Here is a 17,121-nt window from a genome sequence, read left to right as displayed (position 1 = left end):
TGGGGTACACTAAGTTCCCCCAAGGCAACCTTTATACAATATTCAGAACCTAAGCAATTTTGCCTGTTCGGGAATGATCAGTTTAACCTGTAACGGATTATAGGCCCTTAATTGAGCGGGAATCAGCTGTTCACGATTACCTCCCGGTTTAATATGAGTGATCACTACCGGGAAATGTTTCAAAGCATCTGCACCCGCAAGTGACGCTAAATCCTGTAGCGTTGACATCAGCCAATGTGGCGTCAGGTGACCAAATAATTGTTTGTCCGACTGTTCGTTGGCAAAAGACACTTCTATAAAAATCGCCTTTAATTGCTTAGACTTCAGCAATGGCGCCACTTGTTGCCATAACAGGTGCATCTTATCCGAATGTTCTACGGAATCAGCGCCCGTATCTCCCAGGTATAGCAGATAGGCATCTTCATATCTGACTAGAAATGCCGTACTCTGGTAGGGATTGGAATGACTAAGCGGGAAAGCCGTTACCTGCATACTCGTATTTTCCAGGGGAACTTCTACGCCTGGCGTCAGCACTGTATAGTGATATTTACCCAGGGCGGGTTTATCACCTTCATTGGCGAAATTGGCCCAGCTTTTCCAGGTAAAGTACTTATCCTTTAAAATATCAATACAATAATCGAGGCCATAAATGTTCTTCGTACTATCGTCCGGAGAGTTGATGATCATCCCTGCCAGGTGATCGAGATGGCCGTGGGAGATCAGAAAACCTTTCACATTCCGTTTTAATATAGTGGATGCGGTACCGTGCAGCAGTTTTGCCTGTACGGCTTTTTCAATACCAAAATGTACCGTTCCGGCGTCCAGGCATACGTAATCTTCACTTTGCTGCGGAGCGATCATATATGAAGAAAGATTGCTTTCATCAGTGCCGCCTTTTACGCCAAGTGGTATTACTTTAAAGGAAGTTTGTGAATAGGCAAATTGACAAAGTAGTGTTCCTGCTAATGTGAGCGTGGTTAAAACGGACTTCATATGATAAAGTTACCTTATTATTTTTCTGCTGGTGAAATAATATGTATCCGTTCTATTTCAGGTAATTCCTCGAAAATTTCCGGAGCATTTTCATGGTTTTAACTATTTTTACGGCCAAAGCTGACTTCCGGGTCAGGAACATTAGCAAGGCGGATGCGTGTTAATATTACAAACATCCGAAATTTCATGAAAAGCGTTGATAATGAGAGCCAAAAAAGAGAATGTACGGGAGGTATTTCCTGCCACTATTGACAGGTTAATAGAGCGGGCGCAAGACGCCGGCGTAACTTTAACCGAAGCAGCTATCGCTGCCGAACTTGGCATCCCGATGGAGACATTTAATATGTATTACCAGAAGGACAAGGCGCCATCTGAAGTTTTCGACCTTATGCGGCAGACGTACAAGCAGTTTATCGGTAAGCTTTACATCGAGCGTGTGGTGCTGACCGATGAATTTGATGAACCGGATGAAGATGGAGATGATGATGATAATTGATAATCAGCTTATTATTAACATATAGCTACAATAACAGTCAGACCCCGCTTTTTAGAGTGGGGCCTGATAGTCAAAGATCGCTTTGCAGTAACAACACCAGGATAATAAAATGGCCGGATCAACTGATCCGGCCATTTTAATTATAATTTTATCTTTTCAAATTCGTCACTCAGTTCTATTTCTTCTTTCTGTTTCAGTTTCTCAATCTTCGCGACTACCTTCTCAAGATCTTTCCTGTACGCCGGATCAAAACCCATGGCTTTGTATAATAGCAGTGCCTGTGTTTCATAGAACATATTCAGGACGCTTTTATCCTCAATCGGTGCGATCGTCTTCATCGTCGTTTTAATATGATTAAGACCCTCTTTTACACCAGCGAGGTCGCTCGCCGTCAGATAATACCTGTAAGCAAGGTTATTGTTAGCGGCACGCAGCGCAGCACGGATAATATTGAATTCTTCCAGGTAATCCCACAGTGCTACTTTGCCTAATTCAGCGATAATACGGTGACAGATGGTATAAGACGCTTCCTCCTGACCTGCTTCATAAAGGGCATAGCGCTGGTGATCCCATACATAAGCCCACCATCTCATTTCTGAGCAATTGGAATCCGTCAGCAGTTTTTCCTGTTTTTCCAGTAACGTAAGCGCCTCTTCATAAGAACCGTTTTGTACAAGTGCCGAAGCCTCTTTCATTTGTTCATCAAACAGGTCTTTATTGAACGGATAGACCTCGTGTACTGGCCGTAACTCGAAAGATGCGTATGGGAAGGTTAACCTGTAGGATCCGTAGAGATCCACCGATTTAGCAATCTCCTGAGACTGCGTAAAGTATTCCTTCGCTGTTTTCACATCTCCTTCCAGGAAATAGCTCCAGCCGATATAATAGGTCGCATGGTGATGGTATTCGCCGATCTCTGAAGTCACAGCCGCCAGTTTTTCTCTTGCCGCGGTGTAGTTTTTGTCTATGATCAGCCCTAAACCCCAATGCAGCATGAGATAGTCATTGGAAAACCTGTTCTTTCTGGCCTTAAAGCACCATTCAAACACGGCTGTATATATTGCATGCGGGATATAGTTTGTCAGGTTATTTTCCCTTACAATCACATTGCCGCATGTTTCAACGGTACGGAGCGGAACAGGCACGAATTTGATATTTTCAGCACTCCTGGCAATAGCTGCGTCACAGATCTCCCGGGTACGCATCTCTAATGGAACGTATTCAAGGGCAGATCCATAGCTTGTGGAGCAGGCATCCATACACATTTCCTTCGTGACAAACTGTGCCGGAACATGGGCGAAGTCATAGGAATCTCTGCTTACAGCGATATCGCAGATCCGCTGTGTTTTGTACTTATCCGGGAGACTATAAAGATGTTCCTTGTCGGAGTCTTTATCCAGCGCTTTGATGATATAGTCTTCTGTCCAGAAACAGGCCCATACTTTACGGAAAGTATCATAACTGAATTCTTTCCTGTCATCATATTCATCGACCTTGTCCTTGTTTTTTGTCCAGCCATAGGAGCTTGCTTTCTCTGCAAACGCAGGAAGATGTCCCAGGTGCTTTTTGTAGTAATCGTAGTCCTGTTTTCCTACATACTTTGCATTTACATGATCGAAAACGTCAATGCCAAACTTACGTACCATTTCACCCTTTCTTTCTATGGATGAAAGAGAGCCATATTTCCATGCGTCTGTGTCGTAACGTTCCACGATAAAAGGCCACATAGGGTCATTACCGTACTTTTCAACAGCGTACGCATAGATTTCCTTGTCAACCAGTCCTGCGCGGAGATTGGTGATTGCCAGGATATGGGTCTCAATGGCCAGTTTGATATATTCGTTGGAGGAATATTTGGAAGGGAGCTCTTTATAAGGATAGTCCCCGAGAATTCCTCCTGCAATCAGGGCTATATTCATACGCTCGTCCTGAAACTCCTTAGGCACCGCCTGATAGCTATGCTGATTTTGACTCACTGCATCAAAACAAAGCGCATAGTTTAACTGATCTGCTGGTAAAACCGTCAGGTTGATGCCTTCAGGGTGTAACCGTAACAGCTTTTCAGAAAAGAATTGTGCAGGAATCTCTTTGTACTCCGCAGGCTCAGTCCTCTGTATAGCATGGAGAACGGTTTCTTCCGTCAGGAATGCAGGGTCGAAAAAGGCGATGATGCTTCCGGTGACATCCAGTTGTCCTTTCGTCCTGTGGTCCAGCAGGGCATACATCATCTCTTTGCTTCTGAACGCAGGCGGTATTTTGCTGATCTTTCCATAGATCCATTGAGATGGCGATTGACCAATTCTCTCGTATAGATCAGGACCATATGTTTTGAGGGTGTCAGTTAAGAAATTGTTCCAGTATTCCTGTCCTTTCTCCGTGGACACCGGTTTTTTAGTATCCCAGTCTACCGTCACAGGTTCACCAAAAATATAGGTAAGATCCTGATGTTCCGTGTAAGGTCTGGCTTTATCATTTGCGCTATGCGCCTGCTGATAATAGGTGTCTGCCTTTTCGGTATCTCCCTGACGGAAATAGATCAATCCCATTAACCAGTAGTTGCTGAAAAAGCCTTCAATATCAATGGATTTTTCCAGATAAGTTTTCGCCTCTTCCAGTTCTCCCATATAGATCAGCGCCTCTGCAATGATCCTTAAGTAGAAGTGGGTATCCCTTTTTCTGGCAATGCCCAGCTGTGCCCATTCAATAGCCTGGTCATATGCGCCCATCCGGATGGCGGAGAGTCCTCCTTTTTGCAGACATTCAAATTCATACAGCACATGTTCAGGTGTAAGCGGAATCCCTTTGGCATACAGCTCCATTGCCTGCGCATAGGCTTTCTGAACGTATAGCAATCTGCCGGCAGCACTATAGGCAGGGTAATACCCCGGAGACTTACTGATCGCCTCTTTGTACAACTGGTAAGCGCCGGGGAGATCATTTTCTTCTTTCAATGCCGCTCCCTTTTTCACCAACCTGATACCTTCTGGTGTTACGCCATCCAGAAAAGGATTCTTGCCGGCCTTGATGGCCTCATAGAAGGCAGTGTAATTGATTTCCATGGAATCATGCCATGATTCTTCAATCCAGTAGAACAACTCCGGCTTAAATACATAAGCATATTCATGCCATGTCAGTAGGAGCGCGTCTGTCTGGTAGGTAATCAGGTCATCGTAATTATATAGTGCAGTGATGACCGTTTCCGGAGAAAAGGTGAAAGAATCGAGGTCATAAAACCAGGAGAAGAAATACGGTACATGGATCTCTCTGTGTGGGAGTGTTCTTAGTACTTCGTGATCCTCCGCACAGGCAGTAGCGACATATCTGACTGTCTCTTTTCCAAGCGTTTTCTGGAAATATTCCAGTTTCAGAAAATCAACTGTGGTATTACCGGTTACATAATATCTGGAAGAAAGCTCCCCTTCAATATTCAGATTACCACGTACGACGATAAAACCGTAGCTTGCCAGCTCTCTGTCAAGATGCAGATCCCCCTCATGATAAAGGAAGACTTGTTCTTCGAAATAGGCACGTTCGCTTTCATATTCTTCTGCATAGAAATTGTCTTCATCCTCCCAGTAGTCAAATAGTTGCTCCACACCTAACAGCGTAAGTACCTCGTTATAAGATACTTCTCTCAAACCATCCTGAGCTGCACCGGCCGCGCGTTTTTCAGCGAGCTGGTCAACGGAAGGTGTTTCAATGTCAAGCGGACTGGCACTCTTCACAATCATCATGCTGAATAATGGTCTTTTAGCCATAATCGGAGCCATTACTGCGGCGAAGCCCTCCTGATCAGTGTGTCCAAATCCTTTGGGGAAGTGGATCATATGTACAGCTCCCGAAGGATCACCCACATACACTCTCGTTTCCTGGTCGTCTCCTACTTGTCCAAGTACCCAGAAGCACTGGCTGAAATAATCCATTTCCTGTTCCAGCAGGTCGAACTTCAATTTGTAGTGGCCCTCAAAAAACTTAAAGGTGTAATACAGATTATAGGCTTGCTCAAACTCATCCGTGAAAGCATAAACATCACAGATAAAATCTCCTTTCACGAAAGAGAAATTGCCTTTTTCGAGCCAGTATTCTACGTAATCGGAGGGCATTTCAAAGTCGACGCAGTCTTCCATCGCAGAAATGTTATCTTCATTCACGGGCGTAATTTCCGGCTTTACGTCAGGATAATTTTGTTCCAGGTAATCTGCTACAGCCAAAAGGTTTTCGTACAGTTCTACAGGTATGACTAATTTTTCTGCGGCGGGGAGGGCGACATACCCTTTTTTTGTTTTTTCCGCAATCAGTTTGTCAGCTGCTTTTTTGCATTCTTCTTCGGAAGCGAATTGTTTTGTTTGGGATTGTCCTGTTGTGCCAACTTTTCCATATTGTACAGTAAGGTCGGTACCGTTTGTTTCAATGTCCCAGAATTTGTTTGATTTCTCGTCCTGGTAAATAAACCTGGCTTTCATAAAAATATGTGTTTTTTATAGGGCTTTTTACGCTAAATGGTTTGGGGCGGCAAATGTAATGTATAAAAAGCGAATGGCATAGTCTGACGACCATGCCATTCGCTTTTTATTTAGAACCCTCTGACAGGGTTACGTTTATAGTAACAGGTTATTCCGATCTCAATGCTTTTACAGGGTTCATCAGTGCGGCCTTGACTGCCAGCAGACTAACCGTCAGCAGTGCCGTCATCACACTCAGTACACCTGCTGTTCCGATCATCCACCACTGAATCGTTATACGATAGGCAAATTCCTGTAACCATTCCTGCATCGCCCACCAAACTGCCGGTGTAGCAATAAGGATGGCGATCAGTACCAGTTTTACAAAATCCGAAGATAACAAGGTAACGATGTTAGTTACGGATGCACCCAGTACTTTTCTTACGCCTATCTCTTTTACACGTTGTTCGGTGGTATAGGTTGCTAATCCGAATAAACCGAGACAGGCAATGAAGATGGTCAGTCCGGCGAAAGCCGCGAATAGCTTTCCGAAGCGGGCATCCTGCTTATACTGCGTGTTAAAGGACTGGTCCAGGAAATTGTACAGGAAGGGGCGATGTGGTACCAGGGCGCTCCATGTCTGTTCCAGTTCTTTTAAGGTTTTTGATAAATGATCCGTTTTTATCCGGAGAGATAACTTGTTTAATGACTGCGCAGGCGCCATTCTCATGGCAAGTGGTTCTACTTTTTTGTGCAGGGATTGATAATTAAAATCTTTTACCACGCCGATCACAGTTCCTTTACGGCCCCATTGTTCAAAACGTTTGCCTACGATTTCTTCCGGATTGGAATAGCCATACTGTTTCATAGCTGCTTCATTGATCAGGAGGGAGGCGGTGTCATCTGCCGGGAAACTCCTTGAATACGGCCTTCCTGCAGCCATTTTCATCTCATAAACAGGGATAAAGTCATAGTCTATCTCATACATGGCAGGCGTTTCACTTCTCATATCACCGTTGAGCGATTCAATATGCGTGGTGCCATTGGGGTAAAAATCGCCAGGTACAGCCCTGGAGGCGGAAATAGATTGTACCGCAGGATTTTCCGCCAGTGTGTTTTTTATAGCCTCTACAGATGTATTCACTTTCTGATCGCCACCATAATCAATGACCAGCATCTGATCCTGTCGGAAACCGAGTGTATGTGACCGCATATGCCGCAGCTGAGAATATACGATCATGGTACCGGCAATCAGTGCAACAGATAAACTGAACTGCACAACGACTAATCCCTTCCGTAAGGCAACACCTTTGTTGGAAGAACGAAACTGTCCTTTCAATACTTCTACAGGTCTGAACCGGGACAATACCCAGGCCGGATAACTACCTGCCAGTAAGCCGAGCAGGAAAGGCATTAAAACGAGTACAGGCGTTATCTTCCAGGAGAGAAGCAGGGAATAAGTAAATGGTTTGCCCGCTATTTCCCCTACGAAAGGTAAGGTGATGATAATGAGTATAACGGACAGTAACACTGCTGCTAACGAAAGAAGGATAGACTCCGTCAGGAACTGGTAGATCAGACCCTGCTGATAAGCGCCTACAGCTTTCCTTACCCCGACTTCCCGGGCTCTTTCCATAGAACGGGCAGTAGAAAGATTTACGAAATTGATGCAGGCAATCAGCAGGATAAATAATCCGATAATGGAAAAGATATAGACGTTTGACAGACTGCCCGTAGGTCCGGGTTGTCGTTGCGCCTTTGAATGCAGGTAAGCCGCTGATAGGGGTTCAAACGCAACCGTATAAATATCATTGTTGTTTTTGGGATAATGACGGGACGTATATCCCGGAATTCTGGCTTCCAGACTTTTAATATCGGTCTGCTCCGGCAAAAGAAAATAGGTATAGAAATCTATGTATCCCCATTCGTTAAAGATCTCAGGCCGCCATTTGATGAAGGTGGTCATAGACACCAACGCATGAAAGCTGAGGTGTGAATTAGCCGGAACATCTTCCATCATCCCGGTAACGGTGAAAGTCTCCTGGTTTTCTACACGCAGTGTCTTTCCTACAGGGTTCTGATCACCGAAATACTTCTTAGCCATACTCCTGGTCAGCACGATACTGTTAGGGGCTACAAGCGCCTGTTTTGGATTGCCTGCCAGCATCTTCCAGCTGAACACGTCAAAAACGGTGGAGTCGGTAAATACCACGCCTTCTTCCTGGAAATGTTTATCGCCATGCTCCAGCAGGAAGGTATTCGGACTTGTAAACTGTACTGTTTTCTTTATCTCCGGAAAGTCAGCCGCAAGTGCAGGCGCTGTTGGTGCATTGCCCCATACCTGGTATTGTTCAGGAGCAGGAGCGGTGTTTTTGTCAGCATCTTTGGCATTGCGATAGGCATGTAATACCCGGTATATCTGATAAAATTAGTATTATACCGGTCATAGGACAGTTCATCCTGCACATAAAGCATAATCAGTATACAACAGGTAATCCCGATGGCGAGACCCGTTATATTGATGGCCGAATAGGCTTTTTTTCTTGTCAGGTTGCGCCAGGCAATTTTAAGATAGTTTTTTAGCATAATGGTATGTTGGTATGATAGCGGCAATCTTAGTCAGAGAGAAGGATCAAAAAGATTGCCATTTTCCAGACCGGCTACTATGGCGATTCTTTATTTTTTGGGCCATGTAAAGTGTTCAGATACGGACATTTATTCCGGTCGGAAATGAACAGGAGAAAGCCGATGAATCCTGTCTGGTTTCCGGTTTATCTTTTGTCAGATAAGGTTTATCCTTCGTTAATCTTTCGTTCAGCAATGGAAGATCAACGAAGGATAAGCCTTATCTAAGCAATATCAGACGACGTTGATAGCTTTCTCTACTGAAAGATATTAAATACGCAGAATACACACACTACATTTTCTTTTTATCCGCTATTGTCTTATCTGTACAAATAATATATAATTACGACAGTTTATCAATCCGTTACAATAACTGATTTTCCGATGATCTTTCCTTTACCTGCTTCTTTGTAAGCGCTCCTGATCTCATTGAAAGAATAGGTCTTATCTAGCACAATTTTCAGGTCTTTTTTTGCCAGCTCAGATAGTATGTTAAGCTTTTCCGCTGTAGGTTTCAGTATTAATACTTTCAGTTTTTTTCCGGAGAAAAGATTATTGAAAACAGATTGCAGCAGTACAAGTGGGGAAGGAAGAGTGGTGACGAAAGTAGCTTTCTTTTTCATCAGTTTTTTGGCCGCTGTGAAGGACATTTTCGTAGATAGATCAATGATGGTATCGAACCTTTGGTGCGTATTTCGGATATCTTCTCTGGTGTAGTCGATTACCTGGTCGGCGCCACCTGTTTTTGCCAATGCTGTTCCCTGCGTGCCGGCTACAGCGGTTACCCTGGCCCCTCGTTTTTTAGCAATCTGTATTGCATATAGGCCAATACCACCTGTAGCGCCGTTTATCAGTACTTCCTGACCTTTACGGATGGCGGCCAGTTCGTCAATGATCTGAAGGGCAGACAGTCCGGTGACTGGCAGGGCCGCTGCCTGTTCGAAAGAGATATTGGCAGGTTTGGGTGCAAGATCAGTGGCTTTGACAAGCACATAATCTGCCAGTGCGCCGCCTTTAAATACATCGACTAATCCTATTACTTCATCGCCCGCTTTAAAGCCGGTAATATCGCTGCCAATGCTTTCAACTATACCAGAGAAATCGATACCGAGCGTTTTAGGGAATTTTGAACCTGACATCAGTTTCATCTCTCCACGGTAGACTTTCCAGTCCAGCGGATTAATTGAGACTGCTTTCACGCGAACGAGCAATTGATCTTTTTCCGGTGTGGGTACCGCTGCTTCTACTATTTCCAGCACGTTTTCGTTGCCAAACTGTTGATAGATTACTTTTTTCATAGCAAATTGTTGTTTATTTTTTAGAAAGAAAAGCCCGGCAAGCCTGACAGCTGCCGGGCGCTGTAGTGAATTATATGACAGGTGTTATTAGTTTAATACCGGATAATCTGTATATCCTTGTTCGCCAGGAGTATATAACGTCATATAATCCACCTCATTTAAAGGGTCGTTTTTTTCCATCCTCCTCATGAAGTCAGGATTGGCGAGGAAACTTCTGCCAAAGGCTACCAGGTCAGCAGATCCGGCTTGTAACTTAGATTCCGCGGTTTCTGGTGTGAGTCCGTTACAGTAAATGATCGTATTAGAAAAAGCGCTGCGTATTGCCTGATGTGTTTTTTCCGGAATTGCAGGATTGTCGGAAATGTGGAGATAAGCGACACCCAGTTTGTTCAGTGCTCCACTCAGATAAGCATAAGTTGCATGTACTTCTGCCTCATCATACGCCGGCATATCACTCAATGCAGAATAGGGAGAGAGACGTACGCCCACCTTTTCAGCGCCGATAACGCGGGCCGTTCTTTCGGCTATTGCTATGATTAAGCGGCTGCGGTTCTCTATTGTTCCTCCATAGCTATCTGTACGGTTATTTACATGTGGATTGAGCGATTGTTCCAGTATGTAACCATTAGCGCCGTGCAATTCTACGCCATCAAAGCCTGCTTTTATGGCATTTTCAGCGGCTTTTACAAAGTCATTGATCAGCAGTTCAATACCCTGCGCATCCAGGGCCAGGGGTACAGAATGCTCCTGCATACCTTCTTTATCTGTGAAGATCTCACCAGCTGCCTTGATGTCAGATAGACCAACCGGATGATATCCTTCCGGCAGATTGGCAATATGCGCAATTCTGCCGGTATGCATGAGTTGTAAAAAGATCTTGGATCCACGCTCATGTACCGCCTTCGTGACTGCTTTCCATGCCTCGACCTGTGCTTCGGAAAAGATACCGGGAATGCGCGGATAGCCTAATCCCTCAGGACTTGGCGAAGTACCTTCAGTAATGATCAGACCTGCACCGGAACGCTGTTTATAGTAGGTGGCCATAAGGTCGTTCGGTACATTGCCCAGTGCCCGGCTTCTGGTCATCGGGGCCATTACAACATGGTTTTTTAACTGTAAAGAGCCTTTTGTATAAGACGTGAATAACTGTTTCATTTTTGCGATGTTTTTATTGACATCACAAAGTTGCATCTTCCCGGAAGCGGCAAATAGCGCTAAAAGACGGAAAAATAGTCTTAAACGACGGGGAGGGAGTGTGACTGTTTTTTGCCGGAAAGATCAGGAGTAGGAGAATTTCTTCGGATTTAATCCATAGTGTTTTTCAAACACCCTGCTAAAGTGACTCAGATTAGAAAAGCCCATTTCATAGCCTACCTCTGCAACAGAATGCTTACCTTGTTTTAACAGAAAGGCTGCTTCTTCCATTCTTGCCTGCTGGTAATAGTTATAGATGGTGGCGCCGAAAGCCTGCTTAAAAAGCTGTTTAAGTTTGGTTTCGCTCATGGCTGCGATCTGGGCCAGTTCGCCTAATACGGGAGGCACACTAAGGTCGCGGATGATCTCATTACGGATATGGAGTAGTCTGGCTGCATCAGCGTTGTTGATGTGCTGTTGCGGGGTATTTTCGCGTGTTGATAGCTTATGAAATATGAGATACAGCAATTCCTGTACTTTAATCTGCATGTAGAAGTGGCTCAGGTTGTCCTGCAGGTCAACAGCACTCAGGTTTTTCAGCAACAGTTTGGTTTCTGCCGTCATCCGCTCAAAGTAAAGAAACGAATTACCACTGCCTGTGATGGTCTGCAGTGTGGAGTTCAGCTGATTGGAGGCTAAGAGGGCGTTAAGATATGGCGGCTTGATCGCAACAACCATATAATGAATAGAATGATTGGCCGGAAAACGTATGGTTGAACTCAGGTCATTGGAGGTCACCTGGATCGCTGAATCTTCCCGCTGTGAAAATTGTACATAGGGGTCGTCATTGTAAGCAATACCCAGTGGTTGTTCATTGCTATAGAAGAATATTGTAATAAGGTCATTCCCCTGACCGGAAGTATTACGTTTGATAACAAGATCTTCCTTCAGCAGATACCGGTGAATAGTGATCTTGAAATCCGGACCGAAATCCAGTTTATTAATGGATCCTTCTCCTAAATATGCAGGTATTACCAACAAATTATCATTTACCGTTGCCCCGATATGACGGGCAAAGTAGGTCATAAAATCAAAATCTGCGGTTGCTGAAAAGCTGAATATCATCCCCTTGGCTTTTGGCTATTGCAGCAATTTATAACTTTAAACTGATAATCAGGGACAGGATCATGTCCCTGATACAATAGGTATAGCTGTTCAGTTTTGTCTAAATATGCCGTAAAAACCAGACAGGCGGCAGGATACCTGTAATACATATCCTGCCGCCTGCTTTTTAAGCCTGCTGATACCTGGCCTTAAACTCCTCTACAAATTGTTGCAATTTCGTACTGCCGGTCACGATTGCACCTTTATCAAAAAAGTCTTTGGTAATAATGCCGGCTCTTACGCCCTGACCTAATTCAGTAATTAATCCTGCCAGTTCGGTAGAAAGACCTGCGGCCGCCATTCCTTGCTGTAACTGTTCATCCGGGATAAATGTCCAGGATAATTCAGGTTTGCCGATAGCCTGACCAAACAGGGTCGCTACTTCATTGCCTGTCGAAATATCACTGACAACATACTTTACTTCAAAGCCGTTTCCATCCTGCTGAAGTTCCCTGACAATGGCAGCTGCCAGATCCACAGGGTGAGTCAGCGCCAGTTTGGTATCTCCGTCATAGTTATTTCCGAAAATATTCCTCGTTTTAATCAGGGGAATATCCCGTAGGAAGTTAACGAAAAAGAAGCCGGATCTCAGCACGGTCACGTTTACACCGGATAATTGCTGTAATAGCTGTTCTGCACGATGCACTCCTTGTACAGGACCGGTACCTTCGGCTGCATCTGCACCAACGCTGCTCAGGAAGACCACGCGTTGAATGCTATTATTGCTGATAGCGGCAGCATATGCTTCTCCGGCGCGGGTAATATTTTCAATCATGTTGGTAGCCCCCATCGCAGGAGGCATCATTGCATAGACGGCATCCGCGTCTTTAAAGGTTGTTATTAAGAAGGAGGTGTCAGTGATGGAGCCTACTGCTGCTACAGCGCCTAATGACTCTATAGCGCTCTTTTTATCTGGATTGCTGGTGATAACGGTTACGTCATGACCTGCTTCAATTAATTGCTTTACTACTGGTGTAGCCACATTGCCTAGTGAGCCTGTTGTTATAATTTTCATGTTGTCCTTTTTTTGTTGATTCAAGGTTGTATTGTGAATACAAAGGACGCAAGAAGGGGAGATCTAAAATAACCGGAAACGACGATAAATTAGTCGTTTCCGACAGCAAAAGATTTTATTGATTATTATACAGCTTATTATGGCAAACGATTGCATATTTGTATATTTCAATCCTGGATGTATCCAGGAACAATGATCTGAAATAATCTAGTCCATGAAAATAGACCACGTAGCCTTCTGGGTGGAAGACCTGGAAGCAATGAGATACTTTTATCTGACACACTTTGAGGCCACTTGCGGGGAGCGTTATATGAACCCTGTGAAAAAGTTTTATTCCTATTTCATCACATTCAATGATGGCGGTAGCAGAATAGAGCTGATGCATAGGGCAGATATAGCTGCCAACAGTCAGCAGCGTGGCTTTGTTACAGGAATCGCTCATCTTGCTCTTACAGTAGGTAACAGGGAGCGGGTAGATGCAATGATTGCTCATTTCAGAGCACATGGTTATAAGATCATCGGAGAGCCGCGGGTGAGTGGAGATGGCTATTATGAGGGCGTGATCCTCGATCCGGAAGAGAATGTGATCGAGTTACTTGCAGAAAATTAATAAAATCAAATACTTATCAGATAGCGTTTCAGTCATTGACTCAGGCAATCAATGCTTATTCGAGTGTCCAGCGTGCACACTCGTTCTCTGTACTATATAATATGATATCATCTTCGTTCAGTTCAAGACGAAACAGGCTTTCGTCCGCGATTTGCTTTAATGCCTGCATATAAAATACACCATCCAGCATATGAATCACAATAGGTATTATTGCGCGGCGGTCTATGAAAAGAGCATTATTCAGGAATCTGAATTTAAATTGTTCAACTCTATCATAATAAGTCCTGCTATGTAATCTTGCGTATATGTCGTTTATAGTCATGAATTAACATTTTAATTATGGAAAAGGGACTATCTCCCTTTTCCGTAAATATTTTTATAATCACCAGCGATTATTGTAGGACCTGCCAGGTTTCTCTTCCCTGGGTCTGGCCTGACTGGCAGCAATCGTTTTCCCATCTATTAATGAACCATTCATTTCCTGGATGGCTTTTTCCGCTTCAGTATCATTTGGCATGGTGACAAAGCCAAATCCTCTGCTGCGATTCGTAAATTTATCGATAATAACATTTGCTGAACTCACCACTCCGTATCTGGAAAAATGATTATTTAGGTCCTCGTTAACAATAAAAGGACTCAGATTGGACACGTATATATCCATTTTGAAAGATTATTAATTTGTGAAAAATATTGAATGAGGTAACGCAGGTGGTAAAAAAGAAGACTGTAAAGGAAACTAGGTTACTAGTGCCGTAACTCAAACTGTAATCTTGGTAAAGATATGGTTTATAGTAACCTTGACCTAATTTATTATTATAGGTATCAAGGAAACATGACCCGGCGACGTTTATCGCAGCACGCGCCATATCAATAAAACTGTAATATTGTATATGGTTCAAATCTTATTCTTATCTTCCATGATATATATGCTTGTCGATACGTCAGGCATGGTTTGATAATTTTAAAAGTTATTGGATGGCCCGTTTAATAAAAAGCAAACACGAGCAGGCTTTAGTAAAGAAACCGACTGGTATTACCGGATTTGATGAAATCACAGGAGGAGGTCTGCCTGAGGGCCGTCCGTCACTGATTTGCGGTGAGGCCGGGGCGGGAAAGACACTTTTCTCGATCGAATTCCTTATCAGGGGCGCTACTCAGTTTGATGAGCCTGGTGTTATTATGACATTTGAGGAAAAAGCAGACGACCTTGAAAAAAATGTGCTTTCATTGGGCTTCGATTTAAAAAAGTTACAAAAACAAGGTCTGATATGGATCGATCATGTACATATTGACCGGACCGAAATTGAAGAGACTGGCGAATATGATCTGGATGGTTTGTTCATAAGACTTGGCCATGCCATTGACAGCATTGGTGCCAAAAGAGTAATGCTTGATACCATTGAGAACCTGTTTAGTGGCTTATCGAACGAAGGTATCTTACGCGCTGAGTTACGAAGATTATTCAACTGGTTGAAAGAAAAAGGAGTAACGACCATAATTACCGCGGAAAGGGGAAAGGACTCGCTGACCCGGCAGGGATTAGAGGAGTATGTGTCAGATTGTGTTATTCTGCTTGAACATCGTGTGATCAATCATATTTCTACCAGACTTCTTCGTGTTGTGAAGTATAGAGGCTCTTTACATGGTACAAATGAATACCCGTTTTTAATTGATGAGGAGGGATTTTCTGTCCTTCCGGTTACTTCACTGAGGCTGGACAATGCAGTTTCCTCACAGCGCATTTCATCGGGCATTCCTTCGCTTGATGCAATGTTGGGTGGGAACGGATTTTTCAGAGGCAGCTCTATACTGGTTTCAGGTACTGCCGGAACTGGTAAAACGAGTATTGCGACCTACTTTGCAGATGCGTCCTGTAAGAGAAAGGAAAAGTGCCTGTATTTTGCATTTGAAGAATCTCCCAGACAGATTGTTCGTAATATGAACTCAATAGGGATCGATCTCCAGAAGCATATGGATGCAGGATTGCTGGAAATTCATTCTTCCAGACCAACCTTATACGGTCTGGAAATGCATTTGGTGGCTATTCATAAAGTAATCAGAAAGTTTAGACCACGTACAGTGATCATTGATCCTATTACCAATCTTATTACGATTGGTTCGATGTCAGAGGTGAAGTCAATGTTGATAAGACTTATAGACTTTCTTCAATCGGAAAATATTACAGTGATCTTTACTGCCCTGGTATTTGAAAAAGAACCATCTACTCAGACTGATGAAGGCGTCTCTTCTCTGGTAGATGCCTGGATACTGGTAAGGGATATTGAGTCTAATGGAGAAAGGAACCGTGGTATTTATATCATGAAAGCCCGGGGAATGGACCATAGTAATCAGGTCAGGGAATTTGTGATAAAAGATACCGGGTTAGAGTTGATAGACGTTTATTTAGGTCCAAATGGTATTCTTGTTGGCTCTGCCCGTAAAGCGCAGGAGTTGACGGAAGCCACAGGTGTCGAAATGCGTACACATGCTATTACCCGTAAGGACCGAGAGGTCGAAAGAAAGAAATTGGTACTTGAAGCAAAAATTGCTTCACTAAGAGAGGAATTTGAGTCTGTGCAGGATGAACTGAATAAAACGTTTCTGGAAGAAGAACTGACAAATGCTATTATGGCAAAAAACAGGCAGGAATTAACCAACAATCGTACTAACCGAAAATCTGCCAATGGTAAAAGGAAATAAAGAAAAGCAGTCGGTATCACCCTCACGCGCCAGGAGTACTAAGACACAAAAGGAGAGATGGCAACTTCGGCTATATGTTGCCGGTAATACGCCAAAGTCTGTAGCGGCGCTCGCCAACCTTAAACGCTACTGTGAGGAATATCTTCAGGGCAGATATGAACTGGAGGTGATAGATCTTCTGGTCCAGCCGCAACTGGCTGCCGGCGATCAGATACTTGCGATTCCTACGCTTGTCAGAAAAGTACCTGTGCCGGTCAGAAAGATTATCGGTGATTTATCTAATGAGGAAAAGGTGCTGGTCGGGCTGGATATTAAACCTGTAAAAAGATAGCATGGCACATCAGGGAAAAAAAGACAGAGAAGATGCGGATACATCTGAATACGTGCTGCGGTTGTTTATTACAGGCAGTACGCCCAATTCAATAAGGGCGGTCTCAAATATTCGTCAGATATGCGAAACATATCTAAAGGGAAGGTATTCCCTGGAAATCATTGATGTCTATCAGGAACCTGCTTTAGCTCAGCAAGAACAAATTATTGCTTTACCATTGTTAATTAAGAAGCTGCCTCTGCCGCAAAGAAAATTAATTGGTGACCTTTCAGAAAGTGATAAAATATTAAAAATACTTGACGTGATTTAGCGT

At 43.8% G+C, this 17,121-nt stretch carries 15 protein-coding genes; 5 read left to right on the top strand and 10 right to left on the bottom strand.

The genetic code is table 11. The features are described from left to right. Positions 1-42: 42 nt before the first annotated feature. Positions 43-993: a DdPDE7 family 3',5'-cyclic-nucleotide phosphodiesterase gene (locus CPIN_RS21595; protein WP_012791967.1), complete on the bottom strand. Its 951-nt coding sequence runs from the start codon at positions 991-993 to the stop codon at positions 43-45. A 202-nt stretch (positions 994-1,195) separates the two neighbouring features. Between CPIN_RS21595 and CPIN_RS21590 the strand changes: the two genes are divergently transcribed. Beyond that, on the top strand, positions 1,196-1,489 hold the full coding sequence (locus CPIN_RS21590; protein ID WP_012791966.1) for a hypothetical protein: 294 nt from the start codon (positions 1,196-1,198) through the stop codon (positions 1,487-1,489). Between the two features lie 140 nt (positions 1,490-1,629). On the opposite strand, the gene CPIN_RS36885 is transcribed toward CPIN_RS21590, so the two are convergent. The 7 genes from CPIN_RS36885 to CPIN_RS21560 all read right to left on the bottom strand — a co-directional run bounded on the left by CPIN_RS36885 (position 1,630) and on the right by CPIN_RS21560 (position 13,167). After that, entirely contained in the window at positions 1,630-5,952 is a 4,323-nt protein-coding gene (locus CPIN_RS36885; RefSeq protein ID WP_012791965.1) for a WGR domain-containing protein, read from the bottom strand. 148 nt (positions 5,953-6,100) lie between these two features. After that, a complete protein-coding gene (locus CPIN_RS21580; RefSeq protein WP_245552132.1) occupies positions 6,101-8,221 on the bottom strand; it encodes an ABC transporter permease in 2,121 nt (706 codons plus the stop codon). After that, on the bottom strand, positions 8,218-8,517 hold the full coding sequence (locus tag CPIN_RS39395) for an ABC transporter permease (protein WP_245552025.1): 300 nt from the start codon (positions 8,515-8,517) through the stop codon (positions 8,218-8,220). The genes CPIN_RS21580 and CPIN_RS39395 overlap by 4 nt, the downstream gene beginning before the upstream one ends. 395 nt (positions 8,518-8,912) lie before the next feature. Then, positions 8,913-9,854: an NAD(P)-dependent alcohol dehydrogenase gene (locus CPIN_RS21575; protein ID WP_012791964.1), complete on the bottom strand. Its 942-nt coding sequence runs from the start codon at positions 9,852-9,854 to the stop codon at positions 8,913-8,915. A gap of 87 nt (positions 9,855-9,941) precedes the next feature. Next, positions 9,942-11,009, bottom strand: a complete 1,068-nt coding sequence (locus CPIN_RS21570) for an alkene reductase (protein WP_012791963.1) — start codon at positions 11,007-11,009, stop codon at positions 9,942-9,944. Positions 11,010-11,132: 123 nt separating this feature from the next. Next, positions 11,133-12,113 (bottom strand): helix-turn-helix transcriptional regulator, encoded by a 981-nt coding sequence (locus CPIN_RS21565; RefSeq protein WP_012791962.1) that lies wholly within the window; start codon positions 12,111-12,113, stop codon positions 11,133-11,135. Positions 12,114-12,279: 166 nt separating this feature from the next. Further along, positions 12,280-13,167 carry an NAD(P)H-binding protein gene (locus tag CPIN_RS21560; RefSeq protein WP_012791961.1) on the bottom strand — a complete coding sequence of 296 codons (888 nt, stop codon included), beginning with the start codon at positions 13,165-13,167 and terminating at the stop codon, positions 12,280-12,282. 214 nt (positions 13,168-13,381) lie between these two features. Here CPIN_RS21560 and CPIN_RS21555 point away from each other — a divergent pair, with 214 nt between their 5' ends. Continuing rightward, entirely contained in the window at positions 13,382-13,777 is a 396-nt protein-coding gene (locus CPIN_RS21555; protein ID WP_012791960.1) for a VOC family protein, read from the top strand. A 55-nt stretch (positions 13,778-13,832) separates the two neighbouring features. Here the strand turns inward: CPIN_RS21555 and CPIN_RS21550 are convergent, their stop codons facing one another. Then, positions 13,833-14,099, bottom strand: coding sequence for a hypothetical protein (locus CPIN_RS21550; RefSeq protein WP_012791959.1), 267 nt, complete (start codon positions 14,097-14,099; stop codon positions 13,833-13,835). A 60-nt stretch (positions 14,100-14,159) separates the two neighbouring features. Continuing rightward, positions 14,160-14,438, bottom strand: a complete 279-nt coding sequence (locus tag CPIN_RS21545) for an RNA recognition motif domain-containing protein (RefSeq protein ID WP_012791958.1) — start codon at positions 14,436-14,438, stop codon at positions 14,160-14,162. A 314-nt stretch (positions 14,439-14,752) separates the two neighbouring features. Between CPIN_RS21545 and kaiC the strand changes: the two genes are divergently transcribed. From kaiC to CPIN_RS21530, 3 genes are read left to right on the top strand one after another with little or no spacing between them, the layout of a single operon-like run. Beyond that, complete coding sequence (kaiC, locus tag CPIN_RS21540) at positions 14,753-16,477, top strand: circadian clock protein KaiC (protein ID WP_012791957.1); 1,725 nt, start codon at positions 14,753-14,755, stop codon at positions 16,475-16,477. Beyond that, a complete protein-coding gene (locus CPIN_RS21535; RefSeq protein WP_012791956.1) occupies positions 16,461-16,808 on the top strand; it encodes a circadian clock KaiB family protein in 348 nt (115 codons plus the stop codon). The genes kaiC and CPIN_RS21535 overlap by 17 nt, the downstream gene beginning before the upstream one ends. A gap of 1 nt (position 16,809) precedes the next feature. Beyond that, positions 16,810-17,118, top strand: a complete 309-nt coding sequence (locus CPIN_RS21530; RefSeq protein ID WP_012791955.1) for a circadian clock KaiB family protein — start codon at positions 16,810-16,812, stop codon at positions 17,116-17,118. Positions 17,119-17,121: the final 3 nt, after the last annotated feature.

This window comes from Chitinophaga pinensis DSM 2588 (assembly GCF_000024005.1).
Classification (GTDB): Bacteria; Bacteroidota; Bacteroidia; order Chitinophagales; family Chitinophagaceae; genus Chitinophaga; species Chitinophaga pinensis.
Note: the sequence above shows the minus strand (reverse complement) of the source record. Positions and strands in the feature narration are given on the sequence as shown.

What these genes read in the sequence shown, in the direction of transcription:
- CPIN_RS21530 (WP_012791955.1), top strand. Translation starts at nt 16,810, where the DNA reads ATGGCACATCAGGGAAAAAAAGACAGAGAAGATGCGGATACATCTGAA.
- CPIN_RS21550 (WP_012791959.1), bottom strand. Translation starts at nt 14,099, where the DNA reads ATGACTATAAACGACATATACGCAAGATTACATAGCAGGACTTATTAT.
- CPIN_RS21535 (WP_012791956.1), top strand. Translation starts at nt 16,461, where the DNA reads ATGGTAAAAGGAAATAAAGAAAAGCAGTCGGTATCACCCTCACGCGCC.
- CPIN_RS21575 (WP_012791964.1), bottom strand. Translation starts at nt 9,854, where the DNA reads ATGAAAAAAGTAATCTATCAACAGTTTGGCAACGAAAACGTGCTGGAA.
- CPIN_RS21560 (WP_012791961.1), bottom strand. Translation starts at nt 13,167, where the DNA reads ATGAAAATTATAACAACAGGCTCACTAGGCAATGTGGCTACACCAGTA.
- CPIN_RS36885 (WP_012791965.1), bottom strand. Translation starts at nt 5,952, where the DNA reads ATGAAAGCCAGGTTTATTTACCAGGACGAGAAATCAAACAAATTCTGG.
- CPIN_RS21565 (WP_012791962.1), bottom strand. Translation starts at nt 12,113, where the DNA reads ATGATATTCAGCTTTTCAGCAACCGCAGATTTTGATTTTATGACCTAC.
- CPIN_RS21545 (WP_012791958.1), bottom strand. Translation starts at nt 14,438, where the DNA reads ATGGATATATACGTGTCCAATCTGAGTCCTTTTATTGTTAACGAGGAC.
- CPIN_RS21590 (WP_012791966.1), top strand. Translation starts at nt 1,196, where the DNA reads ATGAGAGCCAAAAAAGAGAATGTACGGGAGGTATTTCCTGCCACTATT.
- CPIN_RS21595 (WP_012791967.1), bottom strand. Translation starts at nt 993, where the DNA reads ATGAAGTCCGTTTTAACCACGCTCACATTAGCAGGAACACTACTTTGT.
- CPIN_RS21570 (WP_012791963.1), bottom strand. Translation starts at nt 11,009, where the DNA reads ATGAAACAGTTATTCACGTCTTATACAAAAGGCTCTTTACAGTTAAAA.
- kaiC (WP_012791957.1), top strand. Translation starts at nt 14,753, where the DNA reads ATGGCCCGTTTAATAAAAAGCAAACACGAGCAGGCTTTAGTAAAGAAA.
- CPIN_RS21555 (WP_012791960.1), top strand. Translation starts at nt 13,382, where the DNA reads ATGAAAATAGACCACGTAGCCTTCTGGGTGGAAGACCTGGAAGCAATG.
- CPIN_RS39395 (WP_245552025.1), bottom strand. Translation starts at nt 8,517, where the DNA reads ATGCTAAAAAACTATCTTAAAATTGCCTGGCGCAACCTGACAAGAAAA.